We start from the raw sequence: 15,950 nt of genomic DNA on the forward strand, positions 1-15,950 counted from the left end.
AGGAATTCCTTAGACGTCAGCCTGCAAAGCTGATGTTGTAGACGGCCCACAAGACGCCGGCGATGACGCTGATTGAAATCAGCCAGTTCAGGGCGTCGAGCGTTTTCTTCATAGAGGAGTGAATATAGTCGGCGATAATTTCAGCCATGCCGATGCGCATATGCCAGGCCCCGACAATCGCAAATAAAGCCAGCATCGCCGCATTCCAGGGCCTGGCCGCCCATGCGGCGGCAGTTTCCTGATCAGCCCCGAGATGCGAAACAAAGCTTATGAAAAACCAGATGGCGGGCGGAATCATCAGAACCGCGGTGGCCCGCTGGATGATAAAGGTAGAGGTGCCTTTGTGCGACGCCATGTTACGCCCCTCCCATCGCGCTGTAGCCGAACCAGAGAACAATCGCGGCCAAGATTGCTGATGCGATATAGACGAGCCAGGCGGTCATGATTGCGGTTTTGACAGCAAAACCGCGTCCGTAATCCCAGTAAAGGTGGCGCAATCCATTCATCAAATGAAATGACATCGCCCACACATATCCGGCCACGATAATAAAGCCTAAGGGCGAGCGCACGAACCCGGCGGCGCTTTCATACAACGCAGGACTGAAGGCCAGCGCATACAGCCAGACAGCAATGAGGATGGAGCCGCCGTAAAGCACCATCCCTGTGCCGCGATGTGTAATCGATGCGGCCATGGTGACGGTAAATCGCCAAATCTGAAGATGCGGCGAAACCGGTCGCGGCGAGGGAGCGCTGGTAACCATAAAAAACCCCGGAATTTCAGGCGTCAGGACGTTTTGGCGAACATAGGCCGCCGCTTTTCCAAGTCAACGCGACAGATGAGGCGTCGCGATGCGGCGATAAAGATCCAAAATGCGCGATGCGCAGGGCGCCATTGCCAACGCCCCGCTTTATCGTACATGCTGCGGACTGCAAAAATCGGTCGCAGGTGAATCGGGGGTTCGGGGATGTTTAAAACGCTGATTTCAGGGCTGGCCGCGACGGCTCTTGGGATATCCACAGCCTCAGCGGATATGATTGACCGTATTAACGGCGATCAACTTAAAAACGTGCTGGAAGACGCGGGACTCGCCACTGAAATCATTCCCGACGCATCGACTGGCGCGCCCGTGGGTAAAAGTCAGGCCGGCGATTACGGGTTTTATGTGCGTGCGCTTTCATGTTCCGGCGCGCCGGCGTCTTGTGAAACGCTTGTATTCTTCGCCAATTTCGAACTCGGCCGGCCGATCTCGGAGTCAGATTACAGGATCGTCAACAGTTTTAACGAAAGTCAGGTGTTCGGGCGCGCCTACGCCATTCCAAACACCCAGGAAGTCGGCGTCGATTACGTGATCGAACTGGATGGCGGCGTATCGGAAGATCACCTTGCACAAAATATTTCCCGCTGGGCGGATGTGATTTCCGCGTTCGTGGCGAAATTTCAGGCAGGCGAGCCCACAAGTTAGGCGGCGCGTTCCAGCAGCGCTTTCAGCCCTTCCGGCAGATCCTTTTCCAGATCGCGCATGCGCTCAATCAGGCGGCGTTCATTAATGTCGAATGCGCCGTCGCGCCCGATGCGGGCGGCGAGCCACTCCGCCTCGTTTTCCGTGACTTTCGCGGCCAGCACAGCATTGCGATCGCGTTGCTCGTTATATTCAGCATGAACCGATTTTTCAGTATAGGCCTGTTTCACAGCGCCAATGCCGCCCGACATCATACGCTTGAAAAATCCGCCAATATTGACCGAGTGGTCCTTCGCCCATGCGTTGCGGCGAAACGCTTCCTCCCGGCTTGGCGCTGTATATCCCAAATGCGCCATCAGATGATTAATTACGCCCTGCACAAAAAGCTCGGTCCATGCGGGATTATTTTTTGCGTTTTCAGTCATATCGTTGATGTCGAACAAAAGCTCGGCTTCACGGCGCGTGACGCCGACATTACCCTCGCCGCCCGATGCAAATAGATATCGCCGGAGCATTACGGCGTCCTGCTTGTTCACAATTGGGCCGTCAGGCTTGGCGGCAATCATCGCCTTGACCTGTTCGCCTACAAACGCGGCCATTTCCGGCGGCGTGCTTTCGGCGGTTTCCATGAGCTTCACCAAGAGCGCGAGTTCCAGCGGATTGGCGCAGCCATCGCGCGTGGCGCGCGCTTTCAGCGACTGGAATTCCTCAGTTGTTAGATAACCTTGCGGTTCTTCCTCGCGGAGGTAGAAATCCGCAGCGGCCTCGGCGAAGAATTGAAACCATTCCGGATCGCCGTCCTGCGCCCGGTCGCCAAGGTCGAAGAGCGCATCCAATTCTGCGGGTTCGACGACGCCGTTGGCGAAAACCGTCTTGCGCAAGAATAAAACCTCATCGGCGGAAACGAATCCGTCAGCACCGATAGCGGCGATGCGGGTTTCAAGCGACTGGTCGGACATGAGGCGGACTCCTGATGAAAAGCGCCCGCAGAATGTGCCTCATTGAGGTTAATATCCGGAAAAAAGAAATCGTTGAAATTTCAGCGATCAACACCGAAAAATCACCACCCGGGCGAATGCCGCCTATAGCGTTAATGCGGCAGAAACCCTTTTCCGAACGCCACCGCCAGACCAACGAAGAGGGCCAGCCATCCCGTTTGCAGCGCCAGCGCGGCGACGGGCTTTGGCCCGACAGTGAAAAGGTCTTTTAGCGCAGTTTTCACGCCGAGGGCGCAAACCGCCGTTACCAGAAAAAATCGGGAGGCCCCGGCGATAGCCTCGCTGGCGTTTTCCGGGACAACGCCGATGCTGTTAGCCGCCATCAGCGCGGCGAATCCCAGAAGAAAGACAGGAAAGGCCCGTCCCGTAGCGTCGGCGCCGGCGCTGCGCGAAAATAACACTGCGATGATGAATACCGCCGGCGCAAGCAGCGTTACGCGCATCAGTTTGACGACTGCAGCGACGGCGCCCGCCTCATCGGATACGATATAGCCCGCGCCAATGACTTGTGCGACATCGTGAATGGTGGCGCCTAGAAAAACACCCGACTGTAAATCAGTAAAGCCGAGCAAGTTTGTCAAAGGCGGATACGCAACCATCGCGATCGTTGACAGGGTGGTGACGCCGACCACTGTGAGAATGAGATTGCGTTCATTCTCTTTTGATTGCGGCAGGACTGAAGCAATCGCCATGGCGGCAGAGGCCCCGCAGATCGCAACCGCGCCAGCAGAGAGCGTCGAATGAGCATTTGTCAGGCCTGCGCTGCGACCGATCACTACGCCTGCGAGAATTGTCGTGGCGACGCCGAGTGTGACAAGAAGTGCAGTCGCCCATCCCAATTCCGCGATCTCCGTAAATGTTACGGAGGCGCCGAGCAGAATGACGCCGAGTTGCAGAAGCCGTTTTGATGCAAATTGAACGCCTGGCTTGGTGACTGCGTCATCGTTCATGAAATTGAAGGCGATGCCGAACAGGATGGCGTAGAGCATCACCGGACCGCCATAGCGCGATGCAATGAAAAGCGACGCCAAGCCGATCGTAATGCACAAAAGCACGCCGGGAGCGATCGCTCGCGCTTGTTCCTTATATTTTTTTATCATGGCGAGCCGGTTGCGAGTGCGCGCAATTTATAGCGGGTGCGCTACTCAGCAGCTTGAAGGCATTCGGTCTTGCGCTCAATGGAGGGAAGGCTTTCATCATCACATGCGCGCGCAACGCGATTGGTCACCATACGATGATGCAGCTCTTCAATGCATTTTCGCCCGGTACATTTGAACAGAAAAGGAAACAGACCGTGCAAGAGGCAGGCGGCGCCGGAAATGACCATTTTACCGCCAAAGCCAAAAGCCATGCCCATATGCTGGAAATAGGTTTCTCCAACGCTTTCCGGATGTTCGGTAAATGCGCGTTTGATCATGGCTCAGGTTCGTCCCAGTTTGGCGATATTGCTGGCTCAGATCATAGCGCCGCAGTTTGAAAATTTATTCTATTTAAATGCGTAGAAAAACTAATGATTGAAAAAATTTTCTAATAAACCTATAAATAATAGAATGGACAGGACGGACAAGGCCATATTGGCGATATTACAACGCGATTCCAGTACGCCAGTTAGTGAAATTGCTGATTCGGTCGGCCTTTCGCAGACACCTTGCTGGCGGCGTATCAAAAAGCTGGAAGAGGACGGTGCGATTGTGAAGCGCGTGGCGGTGGTCGATCCCGCCGCGCTGAATTTGCGGCTTATATCTTATGTGATGGTGAAAACCGCCCAGCATAATGAGGCGTGGCTTGCGAAATTTGCTGACGCGGTCCGGCGCATCCCGGAAGTCGTCGAGCTTCACCGGATGAGCGGCGAGACTGACTATCTGATGAAAGTCGTCTGTCCGGACATGGAGCGGTTCGATAGTGTCTATAAAAAGCTTATCGCCGCCGCAGACTTCTCGGACGTGCGGTCAAGCTTCTCCATGGAAACGCTGAAATCGACTACGGAGCTGCCGCTGGATTATGCGTGAGTGAGGAGACGGCTGCTGCGGCGCTTCTACTGCGGCGATTTATAAACAACGCCGTCTTTCATGACGAAATCCACGTCCTCCAGTTCGGTAATATCCGCCAGCGGATCGCCGTCAACGGCGACAATATCGGCAAGCTTGCCGGGCGCAATCGACCCCAGATCATCAGACTTGCCAAGATTTGCCGCGCCGACAATCGTCGCCGACCGGATTGCTTCCATCGGCGTCATGCCGGCTTCAACCAATAGAGCAAACTCGCGTGCGTTATTGCCGTGTTTTGAAACGCCGCTGTCTGTTCCGAATGCGATCTGGACGCCGCCTTGATGGGCGCGGCGCGCCATATCGATCATGTTCGGCCCTATTTCCGCGGCCTTAGCGCGCTGTGGCGGCAGCAGAAACGAATCCGGATCGTCCGCCCATTCAGCAACCGTTACGCCCGCGAGGATTGTCGGGACCAGATAAGCGTTGTTGCGTTTGAACAGGCGTATGGACTCATCATCAAGATATGTACCGTGCTCTATGGAATCGACGCCGGCGCGCAAGGCTGCATTTATCCCGTTTACGCCATGGGCGTGTGCGGTGACCCGCCTTCCCATGGAATGGGCGGTTTCCATGATTGCAGTCATTTCATCGTCGAAGAACTGTTGTTCAAGGCCGGCGGCTGTATTGGAGAGAACCCCGGCCGTCGCCGTCAATTTGATCTGGTCCGCCCCGCGGCGCACCTGTTCGCGTACGGATTTGCGGCATTCGCCTACGCCGTCGCAAACGCCTGAGGAATGCAGCAACTGCGCGACTTCATCGGTATAGCCTTGCGTTCCATCGCCATGACCGCCGGTAACGGAAATGCCTGAACCAGCTGCAAAGATGCGCGGCCCAATGATGTCATTGCGCGCAATGCCGTCGCGCAGCGCAAAAATCGCATCGCTCGTGCCGGCGCCGAGGTCCCTGACAGTAGTAAAGCCCGCCGTTAGTGTTTTTTTGGCGAACCCGGCACCCATAATCGCCACGTCTGCGCCGGACATTTGCACCTTCTGCAATCGCCCCTGAGGATTATTTTCCGATGTAATATGAACATGGCCGTCGATCAGTCCGGGCATGACGAACATAGATCTCAAGTCATGAATGGTGACTGAGTCATCAGCGCCTGCGTCAACGACCTCGGCGTTTAAATAGCCGTCGGCAATGCGCGTGATGCGGCCGTCTTTGACAATGATTGATTGGTTGTCAACGACATCGCCGCCAGGCTCAGCCAGGAGTTTGCCGGCGTGAACGATCGCAAAATCGGCCGCGTTAGCACTCGAAAAAAGCAAAACGGCCGCGAATGCGCATGTGATATTTTTCTGTGGCATTGAGCCCCCCACATTTCATTGCAATGAGATAATGATAGTTGGATTGAAAGATATGCGCCAGCCGCTATCCCTCGCGGCGACGCCGCGGGCCAATCCGGATTTCTTCATCTTCAAAGTCGAGCAGAAAACTTCTATCAGCGAATACATCTGCTCCAACCAGGCAAAAAGGGCGGTTCTGCACGCCGAATTCAGTGAATATTTGCGCGTCATAGACAATGGCGACGTGATTGAACCACGTTCCGTTGCCGATTTGCAGTTTGGAAATTTTAACGGGCCGAGCGCCGTCAAACGTATCGAAAACGTCCTGAATGCGCGTGCCGGTGGAGAAACCGCCCATGCCTTGCCTGTCTACATAAAGTCCGCCTGTCATGGCGCGATACGCCGCTGAGTTAAAAATCGTACCCGATGCGCCCAGGTCGATGATGCAAGGTATAGACTCGCCGCGCACCCGGGCCGCCGTGCGAAAGATTGGAAGCGATTCTTCATCGACGATCATGGATTCAAGCGGCGCGCGCGCCCAATTGCCGACGATCGCATCGGATTCCGTCTCCTTTGCGTAAAGACGCATTGTGCGGCTCGACGCATCGAATAGAATGTCGTAGCGGGTTAAGAAGTCGAGCCCAATAATGCCCTGGGGCGGAGTGTTGGGCGGCGCCCAGTCTGGCAATATGACCCCGACATGATTTTCCAATCGTTCCGAGGCGATCTCTATATCGCCAAGAACATAGGCCGGTAGTTTTCTCGCCCCTGTGAGACCGAGTATGCGAATGTCAGGCCGGGGGCTTCGTTCAAAAATTTGTCGGCTGGCGAGATTTTCAAAAGCGGAAGTGATTGTCGCGCCCGAATCGACGATAAAATCATAAGGGCCCGAGGCGTTTACCATCGTGTCGACGGTGATCCAGCCCTGATAATCGATTCGATAAGGAATTTCGGCGATCGGCGTTGGAGGCGGACCTGCAGGACGTGTTGGAGCCGTCGCACAAGATAGGAGCGCCAACGCCAAAAACGCAGCGCCCAGCGGCCGAATCCATTGTAACATCATTTGCGCGTCACCCTCCCCGGGAATGATATTGCGCACCCGCCTGATGGAAATGTTATGCCGCCAATTTCCGGGCTGTCACTATGGGGGCGCGGAATTAATGTTGCTTTTGCTGCCATAATCTCGCGAACGTGAAGCTTTTGTCGGCTTGCGCAGCTGTCTATCGGTCCGCCATAAGTTCTTGGAACAATTATAGGCCAAACTTTACTAATTTCCGGCGCCGTGCGCGAAACCCCTTGTTTTCAGTGTCCGCCGCGCTATAACCCGCGCCTTCAAACCAGCCGCCGGGCCCCGGATGACGGGAATGGCATGCCTTGGCTGTGTTGTTACGCGCCCGAAAGGGCCCCCATATTGTCTGGGGAATAAGTAGGAAAAGCGAAATGCCCAAATTGAAGACCAAATCGGGCGCTAAAAAGCGCTTCAAGATGACCGCCACAGGCAAGGTCAAGGCCGGCGTTGCCGGCAAACGTCACGGGATGATCAAGCGAAGCCCCAAGCAGATCCGCCAGAATCGCGGCATGGATGTGCTTGAGGATTGCGACGCGAAGATCGTTAAGAAATACATGCCCTATAACCGGTAAGGAGGCCCTGACATGTCACGTGTAAAACGGGGCGTTACCGCCCACGCCCGCCATCGCAAAATCATCAAAAAGGCGAAAGGCTATTACGGCCGCCGCAAAAACACTTTCCGCGTCGCCAACCAGGCTGTGGAAAAGGCCGGACAGTACGCCTATCGCGACCGCCGCGCGCGCAAGCGCAATTTCCGCTCTCTGTGGATTCAGCGGATCAACGCCGCCTGCCGCGAGCTCGATTTCACCTACGCCCGATTTATCAACGGGCTCGACCGCGCCGGGATTGAGGTGGACCGCAAAGTGCTCGCCGATCTCGCGGTGAAGGAGCCCGAGGCGTTCAAGGCCCTGGCTGAAAAAGCGAGAGCGGCACTCGCATAAGGCTGTTTCGGTTGAAAAACGAATAAGAAAGGCGCTTGACACCAGGCGCCTTTTTATTTCACTTCAAAAAAATATAACAATTGATAATTTTTATCTTGCGCCAGACGCCGAACCGTTTATGTATTGTGCATCGCAGCATAAAGCGGTCATAGAGAACACAGGAGACGCCCGGACATTCTTTTAACCTTTTGAAAGGAAACAGAAATGATCCGGACTTTGTTTTTTGCAACTGCAGCATTTTCATTTAGTCTAGGCGCCGCATCCGCCGCCGAAAAGATGCTGAATGTCGACAGGGATCGGCTGGCTGATCCTGTTTATATTGAAACCTTGTATGCCGAAATCGAAAGCGCCGCGCTCGAAGTTTGCAAAAAAGACCTTCGCGGCGCGCCATTTTATCGAAGCAGAATGGTAAGTTGTATAAAGTTTACCGTCAAAAATGCTGTGAAGCAGGTCGATGATCCGGCGTTTACAACTTTCGCCGAAGGCGCGTCGGAAATCGGTCGAATTGCTTCGCGCTGATTCATACCGTCTGTCGCCTCCTCTCACCGGATGCGATCTGTTGCGTAAAGCGGGCCCTCGACAACAGGGCCCGCTCTTTATATTGAGAACCATCGAAAGCTGCGGAGCCGTGTCGTCATGCTGAAATCCGACTTGTTTTTTAGGAGCGCCGATTGAACGGATGACCGAAACGGTATCTGCCGGTAAGCGTCATCCGAGGATGGCGCTTTTTTTGTAAATGGGAAATTGGAGAACGGACGACATGTCCGACATTGAAAAACTTGAAAGCGAGTTGACAGCTAAGATCAGTTCAGCGGACGGCGAAAGCGCGCTGGAAGACATTCGCGTCGCTGCGCTCGGTAAAAAAGGCGCGGTTTCCGAGCGGATGAAAACGCTTGGGCGTATGAGCCCGGAAGAGCGCAAGGAAATGGGCCCGGCCCTGAATGGTCTTAAGGCCCGTATCACTGACGCAATTGAGGCAAAGAAAGCTGCGCTTGAGGAGGCCGCGCTTGATGCGCGTCTTGCGACCGAAAAAGTTGATGTAACGTTGCCGGTCGGGCCAATGCCGAAGGGTAAAATCCATCCGGTGTCGCAGGTGACGGAAGAGATTGTGGCTATATTCTCCGCCATGGGTTTCGACGTCGCTGAAGGGCCGGACATTGAGGACGATTTCCATAATTTTACCGCGCTTAATTTCCCGCCTGATCACCCGGCGCGCGAAATGCACGACACATTTTTCTTTGAGCCGAAAGAGGACGGCTCGCGCATGGTGCTGCGTACGCATACGTCGCCGGTGCAGATCCGCACAATGATGAATCAGAAACCGCCGATCCGGATTATCATTCCCGGCCGGACGTACCGCTGTGATTCCGATCAGACCCACACGCCCATGTTCCATCAGGTCGAAGGGCTGGTGATAGATACACAAGCCCATATGGGGCATCTCAAAGGAACGCTCGAGGCGTTTGTCAAAACCTTCTTCGAGATTGATGATGTTAAAACCCGCTTCCGCCCGCATTTTTTTCCGTTTACGGAGCCTTCGGCGGAAATGGACATCGGCTATGAGCGCGTAGGAAAGGAAATCCGCTTCGGCCAGGGCGCTGACTGGATGGAGATTCTTGGTTGCGGCATGGTGCATCCGAATGTTTTGCGCAATTGCGGCCTTGACCCGGACAAATATCAGGGCTTCGCCTGGGGCATGGGAGTCGATCGCCTCGCCATGTTGAAATACGGCATCCCGGATTTGCGCGACTTTTTCGCCGCCGACGCCCGATGGCTGGAGCATTACGGTTTCGACCCCGTCGACCAGCCAAACCTCGCAACGGGATTAAGCAGGTAGCGCGATAATGACTGTCGCGACTTATCCTTTGGAGTTCCGCCGTTGGCAAACGCCGTTTGAAAATGACGATGTGCTCATAATAGGCGTGCAATATTTTGGTGAACTAAGTGCAATTTATGTTCAAGAGGGTGTTGAATATGAACTTGAGGACGCAAATGATTGGGATGGCCGGTCTCTTGAGATAAAGCTTTTTTGCAAAACAGATGAGAGCATTTACGGGGTCTACTTCTCTTCAGTAATGGCTTTTCGAGTCTTGGATGAGCATGGGCTGACTGAGCTGTGGGATGCAGGAAAAAAGCGGCCTGCAAAAACGACTTTTGAAGTTCGCGGTCATGGCTGGAGCAAAGAAAGTCCTATCACATTTATGAATAACGATGGCTGGAGTTGTGTAATTGCAACTGATTGGGATTGTGTTGAAATAGTGCCGAACTCCGATCCTGAAATTAAGAGAGAAAGAAATGCTCGAAAGAAACAAAGGGTAGGTTAGTAATCATGGCTCTCCGCATCGGCCTTGTCGGGTTAGGCGTGATGGGCGTGCCCATGGCGCAAAATATTTCGCGCGCCGGGCTGCCGCTCACCGTTTATAACCGTAGCGCTGGGCCGCGCCGTCAGTTTGAAAATTCGATAGTAACGGTCGCCGGATCGGTCGCGGAAGTCTTCGCCCAGTCCGACGCAATCATCCTGATGCTGAATGACGGCGAGGCGACGGACGCGGTGCTGGGCCGGACTAACGACATTTTCGAGATTAATTTGGCGGATCGCATTGTCGTTAATACCGCCACCATGACGCCGGCCTATTCAAAAGGACTTGGCGAGGCAATCGCAAAATCCGGCGGTGTTTATGTGGAGGCGCCGGTCTCCGGATCAAAAGCTCCTGCTGAAGCGGGCGAATTGCTGATCATGGCGGCGGGCGACGAAGAAATTGTCAAAAAGATCCAGCCGGTATTTGATGCGATTGGCAAGGAAACCGTTTTCTGCGGCGCCATTCCAGGCGCCATGGCCATGAAAAGCGCAAGCAATCTGCAGCTTGCCGGGATCATGAGCGGTCTTGCGGAGTCAGTGAATTTTGCAAGAGGCTTCGGTCTCGATCTCGAGCTTTATTCTAAGGTCATTCTTAATGGTCCGCTGGCGAACGACTTTTTGAGAATGAAACTGCCGCGCGCTATCGCCGAAGATTATGCGCCGCAGGCGGCGGTGAAAAACGTCGCTTATTCGCTGGATGTGATGATTGAAGCGGCGCACAGCGTCGGCGCAGAAACGCCCAGCGCGAAAACCATGCGCAAAACCTGCGAGAAAGCTTTGCAGGCGGGCGACGCTGACAAAGACATCATGACGATTACAAAAGCTCTGAAACAGACGGAAAATCGATGAAATTTACGCTGAACTGGCTCAAGGAGCATTTGAAAACAGACGCCAGTCTCGATGACATCGTTGAGGCCATGGTGGCTGTCGGCCTCGAGGTTGAGAGTGTCGAGAACCCCAAGGAGCGTCTCGCCGCCTTCACTATCGGCGAGGTGCTGCATGCGGAAAAACATCCTGATGCGGACAAGTTGAAACTGTGCCGGGTCGCCACGAAAGACGGCGAGATGCAGATTGTTTGTGGCGCGCCCAATGCGCGCGAGGGCATCAAGGTCGCCTACGCGCCGGTCGGCGCTTATGTCCCGGGTATTGATGTTACGCTGTCGAAGGCGAAAATTCGCGGGGTCGAAAGCCATGGCATGATGTGTTCGGTCCGCGAGCTTGAGCTTGGCGACGATCATGACGGCATTATCGAGGCGCCGGACGCGGCGAAAGTCGGCGACCCTGTGGCGCAGTGGCTTGGCGCGAATGACCCCGTCATTGATTTCGAAGTGACGCCCAACCGTCCGGATACGAATGGTGTCAACGGCGTGGCGCGCGATCTTGCGGCGGCGAGCCTCGGCAAGCTGATCACGCCGGAGCCGAAACCGGTCAAGGGCGCGTTCGAAAGTCCGCAGAAAATTGAATTGCGTTTTGACGATCCTGAAAATACGCCATGCCCGGCTTTTGCGGGACGTTATATCAAGGGTGTCAAAAACGGACCAAGTCCAAAATGGCTGCAGGACAAATTACGCGCCATCGGTCTCAGGCCCATAAGCGCTCTTGTCGATATCACCAATTTGCTGACTTACGACCGCGCAAGGCCGCTGCATGTCTATGACGCGGACAAGCTGAAAGGCGTCATTCACGCGCGCCTTGGCGAAAAGGGCGAAACGTTTCTGGCGCTCGACGGCAAGCAATATGAAGCCGACGAGACGATGACTGTGATCGCGGATGATAATGGCGTTCTCGGTTTCGGCGGGGTGATCGGCGGCGAAAGCACGGGCTGTTCAGATGAGACAGTGAATGTTTTCGTGGAATGCGCCTATTTCGATCCATTACGTACAGCCAAAACCGGCCGCAAAACCGGTCTGAACACTGATGCGCGTTACCGGTTCGAGCGGGGCGTTGATCCAGAATTCATCATTCCCGGTATGGAAATGGCGACGCAGAATATTCTTGATATTTGTGGCGGGAGCGCAAGCGAGATCGAGCTTGCCGGCGATATCCCTAAGGCGGATAAAACGGTGTTGTTTCCATCTTCGGAAGTCAACAGGCTGACCGGCTTGAATGTGCCGCCAGAAGAGTGCGAGCGCATTTTGACTGCGCTTGGTTTCACCATATACAAAAGCGATCCGTGGCAGGTCGATGTTCCAAGCTGGCGTCCGGATATTGAAGGCAAAGCCGATCTTGTAGAAGAAATTGCGCGCATCACAGGGTTCGATCAACTGCCCACAGAGACGCTGCCTTTGCGCTCCGCCGTCGAAACGCCGAAACTGACTCTAAGTCAGGACCGCCGTCGTCTTGCGCGCCGGGGGCTTGCGGCGCGGGGCATGCTGGAAGTCGTCACATGGTCTTTCATGGACGAAAAATATGCGGACCTGTTTGCATCGTCAGATGAAAGGCGGGCCAGCGGACTTGTTCTGTCCAATCCGATTGCTTCGGATCTAGGCGTCATGCGTCCGTCTATCTTGCCCAATCTCATCGCCGCCTTGCAGCGCAACGCCGATCGCGGCCGGAGCGATCTTGCACTCTTCGAAGTCGCGCCGATCTATCGCAGCGACGCGCCGGAAGGTCATGTCAACGCCGCCGCCGGGACCCGGTTGTCTCACCCGCCGCGCTTCTGGCAGGGGCCGGCCCCCAGCGCTGATGTCTTCATGGTGAAACAGGATGCGCTCAGCGCGCTTGAAGCGGCCGGCGCGCCGGTCGCTAGTCTGCAGACGACTGCGGAGGCGCCGGACTATTTCCATCCCGGCCGGTCCGGGGCTTTGCAGTTGGGGCCAAAAGCGCTCGCGCATTTCGGTGAAATTCATCCGCGCGTATTAAAGACCATGGATGTAAACGGGCCTGTCTACGGATTTGAGGCTTTTCTGGATGCGATCCCCGCATCAAAGAAAAAGCCGACAAAAACCCGCGCCGCGCTCGACGCTTCGGAATTTTTGCCGCTGACGCGCGATTTTGCTTTTGTCGTTGCGGACGATGTCGCCGCCGAAATTCTGCTGAAAGCGGTGCGCGGCGCAGACAAGAAACTGATTGCGGGTGTCTCACTGTTTGACGTCTACCAGGGGAAGGGCATACCGGAGGGCAAGAAATCCCTTGCTGTCGAGGTTCTGATTCAACCGCGCGAGCGGACGCTGACGGATGAAGACATTGAGGCGGTCGGCGCACGCATTATCGCCCAGGTCGAAAAGGCGACAGGCGGCGTTCTCAGGGCCTGATCGGTTTTAATAGCGCCGCCAATAATCTGCGGGCGTTGAAAACCGGCTTGCACAATGCGCGCCGTCAAGCTATGACGCGCCCTCTTTTTTGGTTCGCCGCTTTAGCTCAGCTGGTAGAGCACATCATTCGTAATGATGGGGTCAGGTGTTCAAGTCACCTAAGCGGCACCATTTTCCAAATAAAAACAGTTAGTTACTTCGTTCTCAATATTGCCACTATCTCGCTTATGCGCCTGGGTAACAATGGGGTAACAAACGAAATGCATTTCATGGGTGCAAAATAAATTTCATAGAGAGCGTCAGTTTTTTTGCGCGCAAGTTGATAGCAGCCTGGAAGCTTAATCTTCGGCTGCTTCATGCAAGAACGCCTCATGATCCTGGCTGTGATGCAGGATCGTCAGTATATAGATGAATTCATCCTCAATCCGGTAATAGATGACGTGACTGCCGGAGACGCGAGCGCGGCAGTCAGGGCGCAGGTCGGATCGGTCTATGCCTAGCAAAGGGGTTTCAAGGAGTGCGGTTAGCCGCGCCTCAAGCCCCGCCATATAGGCGTTTGCGGTCTTCGCGCCCCACTTTTCAAAGGAATAATAGTCGATCTTCTCAATATCGCCTTGAGCCGTCTTACTCAGCCGCAGTTTTCTTCGCTTTGCCACGTTTTCTGACCGCCCGGAAATAACGCGCAACATCCTCATCCGAGCCGAGTTCGAGGAAATCGCCAGCCGCAATCTCACCCTCTGCCTTGTCGAGAATCGCCATAAGGCGAGCCTTCCTATCCCGATTCTCCTGGTCGGCGCGGATCAGCGCCCGCACATAGTCGCTGGCGTTTGCATATAGTCCGGTCTCAACCTGCGCCTCGACAACGCCGCGCAGTTCGTCCGGCAGGGAAATGTTCATCGTGGCCATGACGGCGCCTCCGGGGTCTCAACAGTGACCATTATGGCATATATTGGCAAAGATTGTCATCTTAGCAACCCTATGCATACACATTAACGTATGCAAGCAAACTTTTAGCTGAGATTCCGCTTGCCACTTTGTATCTCGTAAGATATTTTACTTAAAAAGAAGTGAAATAGTGGAAAGTGGAATGAGAACAATCCGCATAACTGAAGAGGTTTGGCGGGAGATCGCCGCCAGAGGTGTTTTTGGTGAAACCGAAGATGACGTATTGCGTCGTGTATTCAAATTAGAAAAAGCCCCGATGAGTGAAGCTGCGCTTAAATCTGGCCGTCGCGGTAGGGGCGATAGGCGCTATGCGACTAAGCGTATGTCGGCAAGAACAAGTAACGGTCAGTTTATTGTTGAATTCGTCGAGGATGGCGTTCGGGAGCAATGGCCCCTACCTCAAAAGGAGGATAAGGAGGCTATACGTAGAGTTCGGGACCAGGCCGTGCAGTGGGCGCTTACACAAGGCGCAAGCGATCCTGGGCAAACGAACGCAGTTCGAAAAGCGCTAACGGATGACGGTTACTTCGTTAGCCGATGAAATTAAATAGCTAGTCAAAAATCTTTTTCAGGAGTTTTTGCCCCGGTGGGATGTCGATTGAGGCCTGTTCTTTCCTTGCCGCCAATGTATCAAACGCTGCATGTAATCCGTCGCTTAGAGAAGTCAGCTCTTGCTCTTTGACGGCCGTATCGGAGCAAAGCCCTCTGCCGCTATCCGCACTGTGGTCAACGCAATAAGTCTGCACGGAAGCCGTTAGCTTATCGGCTCGTTTGATGTCTTGTTTCAAATTATCGAACAGCCGCCGTACATCGTCATCAACGCGGCGAATTTCGTTTTCAACTTGCAAAGCTTCCTGGTCCGCCTGACGGGCCAATCCATCAAAGCTATCCATGTTCCAATAAGTATTTGCCGCGCGTCGCCGATTGTGCAGACGTTTGTAGAGTTTTTCATAATACTCGGCGGCTTTATCGAGTTGTCGATTTATGTCCGGCGCCTTCGCGCGAAGTTTATTCAATATTTCCGTTACTTCGCTATGGTTCTTCGTAGCCTTATCCGCAGAGAGTGCAGCTTGTATGTGTCCAGCTTGCGCCTGCAAGCCTGTCACCGCAATTTGATAGGCGTATGTATCCGCTCTCTGGTAAGTTCGATGCTCGCCCGCTCCCGACAAGTCCAATAGATCGCCGTCCACAAACCCGCTCAGACTTATATCCCCGTTGAACAAAATGGAGCGCGCCGAAAGCGTGACTTGATTGCCGTCTGCGGCGCCCTCAATCGCAAAATCATATGTTTTCAGCTTGCCCTTATCGTCAAGCGTTGTGGACTCGATGCGCCCGGCGATTCGCCCATCAGGCGTTTTTACGATCTGCACCATTTCAACAAGATGGGGAGACGCATCGATATAGACGCCAGAGACTTCCGAACAGAGGCCTTCGCTCGCCCACAATCCAAGCAGCCCCAAGCTTGCGACAAACGCTTTTAGATTTAGCCCGCGAAACATCGTTAAAATAGCGTTTGCCATATTTTCGCTCTCCAATTGGTCAGAAGGCCAACATAAGCAGAGATGAAATACATATTATAGTTGATAATAA

Annotated in this window: 19 protein-coding genes and 1 tRNA gene; 10 read left to right on the top strand and 10 right to left on the bottom strand. The window is 54.4% G+C overall.

The window, feature by feature from the left end; all coding sequences use genetic code 11:
• Positions 1 to 16: 16 nt before the first annotated feature.
• A complete protein-coding gene (gene sdhD / locus ACQK2Q_RS15925; RefSeq protein WP_425410731.1) occupies positions 17 to 355 on the bottom strand; it encodes a succinate dehydrogenase, hydrophobic membrane anchor protein in 339 nt (112 codons plus the stop codon).
• Between the two features lies 1 nt (position 356).
• Positions 357 to 761, bottom strand: a complete 405-nt coding sequence (gene sdhC / locus ACQK2Q_RS15930) for a succinate dehydrogenase, cytochrome b556 subunit (RefSeq protein ID WP_425410732.1) — start codon at positions 759 to 761, stop codon at positions 357 to 359.
• 204 nt (positions 762 to 965) lie between these two features.
• Between sdhC and ACQK2Q_RS15935 the strand changes: the two genes are divergently transcribed.
• The gene (locus tag ACQK2Q_RS15935; RefSeq protein ID WP_425410733.1) at positions 966 to 1,463 is read left to right on the top strand and encodes a YbjN domain-containing protein; all 498 of its coding nucleotides are present in this window, start codon (positions 966 to 968) and stop codon (positions 1,461 to 1,463) included.
• Here ACQK2Q_RS15935 and ACQK2Q_RS15940 read toward each other — a convergent pair.
• The 3 genes from ACQK2Q_RS15940 to ACQK2Q_RS15950 form a co-directional block, all read right to left on the bottom strand.
• Positions 1,460 to 2,419, bottom strand: a complete 960-nt coding sequence (locus ACQK2Q_RS15940) for a hypothetical protein (RefSeq protein ID WP_425410734.1) — start codon at positions 2,417 to 2,419, stop codon at positions 1,460 to 1,462. The two genes, ACQK2Q_RS15935 and ACQK2Q_RS15940, sit on opposite strands and share 4 nt — an antisense overlap.
• A gap of 131 nt (positions 2,420 to 2,550) precedes the next feature.
• A complete protein-coding gene (locus ACQK2Q_RS15945; RefSeq protein WP_425410735.1) occupies positions 2,551 to 3,558 on the bottom strand; it encodes a YeiH family protein in 1,008 nt (335 codons plus the stop codon).
• Between the two features lie 41 nt (positions 3,559 to 3,599).
• Entirely contained in the window at positions 3,600 to 3,875 is a 276-nt protein-coding gene (locus tag ACQK2Q_RS15950; protein ID WP_425410736.1) for a DUF6356 family protein, read from the bottom strand.
• A gap of 133 nt (positions 3,876 to 4,008) precedes the next feature.
• Here ACQK2Q_RS15950 and ACQK2Q_RS15955 point away from each other — a divergent pair, with 133 nt between their 5' ends.
• Positions 4,009 to 4,467 carry an Lrp/AsnC family transcriptional regulator gene (locus ACQK2Q_RS15955; RefSeq protein WP_425410737.1) on the top strand — a complete coding sequence of 153 codons (459 nt, stop codon included), beginning with the start codon at positions 4,009 to 4,011 and terminating at the stop codon, positions 4,465 to 4,467.
• 26 nt (positions 4,468 to 4,493) lie between these two features.
• Here the strand turns inward: ACQK2Q_RS15955 and ACQK2Q_RS15960 are convergent, their stop codons facing one another.
• Positions 4,494 to 5,813 carry an amidohydrolase family protein gene (locus ACQK2Q_RS15960; RefSeq protein WP_425410738.1) on the bottom strand — a complete coding sequence of 440 codons (1,320 nt, stop codon included), beginning with the start codon at positions 5,811 to 5,813 and terminating at the stop codon, positions 4,494 to 4,496.
• A gap of 64 nt (positions 5,814 to 5,877) precedes the next feature.
• On the bottom strand, positions 5,878 to 6,855 hold the full coding sequence (locus tag ACQK2Q_RS15965) for an aspartyl protease family protein (RefSeq protein WP_425410739.1): 978 nt from the start codon (positions 6,853 to 6,855) through the stop codon (positions 5,878 to 5,880).
• A gap of 377 nt (positions 6,856 to 7,232) precedes the next feature.
• On the opposite strand from ACQK2Q_RS15965, the gene rpmI reads away from it, so the two are divergent.
• From rpmI to ACQK2Q_RS16005, 8 genes are all read left to right on the top strand, one after another.
• Positions 7,233 to 7,433, top strand: a complete 201-nt coding sequence (rpmI, locus tag ACQK2Q_RS15970; protein WP_425410740.1) for a 50S ribosomal protein L35 — start codon at positions 7,233 to 7,235, stop codon at positions 7,431 to 7,433.
• Between the two features lie 12 nt (positions 7,434 to 7,445).
• Positions 7,446 to 7,802: a 50S ribosomal protein L20 gene (gene rplT / locus ACQK2Q_RS15975; protein WP_425410741.1), complete on the top strand. Its 357-nt coding sequence runs from the start codon at positions 7,446 to 7,448 to the stop codon at positions 7,800 to 7,802.
• Positions 7,803 to 8,006: 204 nt separating this feature from the next.
• Positions 8,007 to 8,321 (top strand): UrcA family protein, encoded by a 315-nt coding sequence (locus ACQK2Q_RS15980; RefSeq protein WP_425410742.1) that lies wholly within the window; start codon positions 8,007 to 8,009, stop codon positions 8,319 to 8,321.
• Between the two features lie 241 nt (positions 8,322 to 8,562).
• Positions 8,563 to 9,639 (top strand): phenylalanine--tRNA ligase subunit alpha, encoded by a 1,077-nt coding sequence (pheS, locus tag ACQK2Q_RS15985; RefSeq protein ID WP_425410743.1) that lies wholly within the window; start codon positions 8,563 to 8,565, stop codon positions 9,637 to 9,639.
• 7 nt (positions 9,640 to 9,646) lie between these two features.
• On the top strand, positions 9,647 to 10,126 hold the full coding sequence (locus tag ACQK2Q_RS15990) for a hypothetical protein (RefSeq protein ID WP_425410744.1): 480 nt from the start codon (positions 9,647 to 9,649) through the stop codon (positions 10,124 to 10,126).
• A gap of 5 nt (positions 10,127 to 10,131) precedes the next feature.
• Positions 10,132 to 11,010: an NAD(P)-dependent oxidoreductase gene (locus ACQK2Q_RS15995; RefSeq protein WP_425410745.1), complete on the top strand. Its 879-nt coding sequence runs from the start codon at positions 10,132 to 10,134 to the stop codon at positions 11,008 to 11,010.
• The gene (gene pheT, locus ACQK2Q_RS16000) at positions 11,007 to 13,415 is read left to right on the top strand and encodes a phenylalanine--tRNA ligase subunit beta (RefSeq protein WP_425410746.1); all 2,409 of its coding nucleotides are present in this window, start codon (positions 11,007 to 11,009) and stop codon (positions 13,413 to 13,415) included. Before ACQK2Q_RS15995 ends, pheT begins: the two co-directional genes overlap by 4 nt.
• Before the next feature lie 95 nt (positions 13,416 to 13,510).
• Positions 13,511 to 13,586: transfer RNA gene (locus tag ACQK2Q_RS16005), tRNA-Thr, on the top strand.
• Positions 13,587 to 13,753: 167 nt separating this feature from the next.
• Here ACQK2Q_RS16005 and ACQK2Q_RS16010 read toward each other — a convergent pair.
• From ACQK2Q_RS16010 to ACQK2Q_RS16020, 3 genes are all read right to left on the bottom strand, one after another.
• On the bottom strand, positions 13,754 to 14,071 hold the full coding sequence (locus tag ACQK2Q_RS16010) for a type II toxin-antitoxin system RelE/ParE family toxin (protein ID WP_425410747.1): 318 nt from the start codon (positions 14,069 to 14,071) through the stop codon (positions 13,754 to 13,756).
• Positions 14,040 to 14,321 (bottom strand): type II toxin-antitoxin system ParD family antitoxin, encoded by a 282-nt coding sequence (locus ACQK2Q_RS16015; RefSeq protein WP_425410748.1) that lies wholly within the window; start codon positions 14,319 to 14,321, stop codon positions 14,040 to 14,042. The genes ACQK2Q_RS16010 and ACQK2Q_RS16015 overlap by 32 nt, the downstream gene beginning before the upstream one ends.
• A gap of 590 nt (positions 14,322 to 14,911) precedes the next feature.
• On the bottom strand, positions 14,912 to 15,880 hold the full coding sequence (locus ACQK2Q_RS16020; protein WP_425410749.1) for a hypothetical protein: 969 nt from the start codon (positions 15,878 to 15,880) through the stop codon (positions 14,912 to 14,914).
• Positions 15,881 to 15,950 lie beyond the last annotated feature (70 nt).

Origin of the sequence: Hyphococcus sp., from assembly GCF_965228385.1 — a bacterium.
GTDB lineage: Bacteria > Pseudomonadota > Alphaproteobacteria > Caulobacterales > Parvularculaceae > Hyphococcus.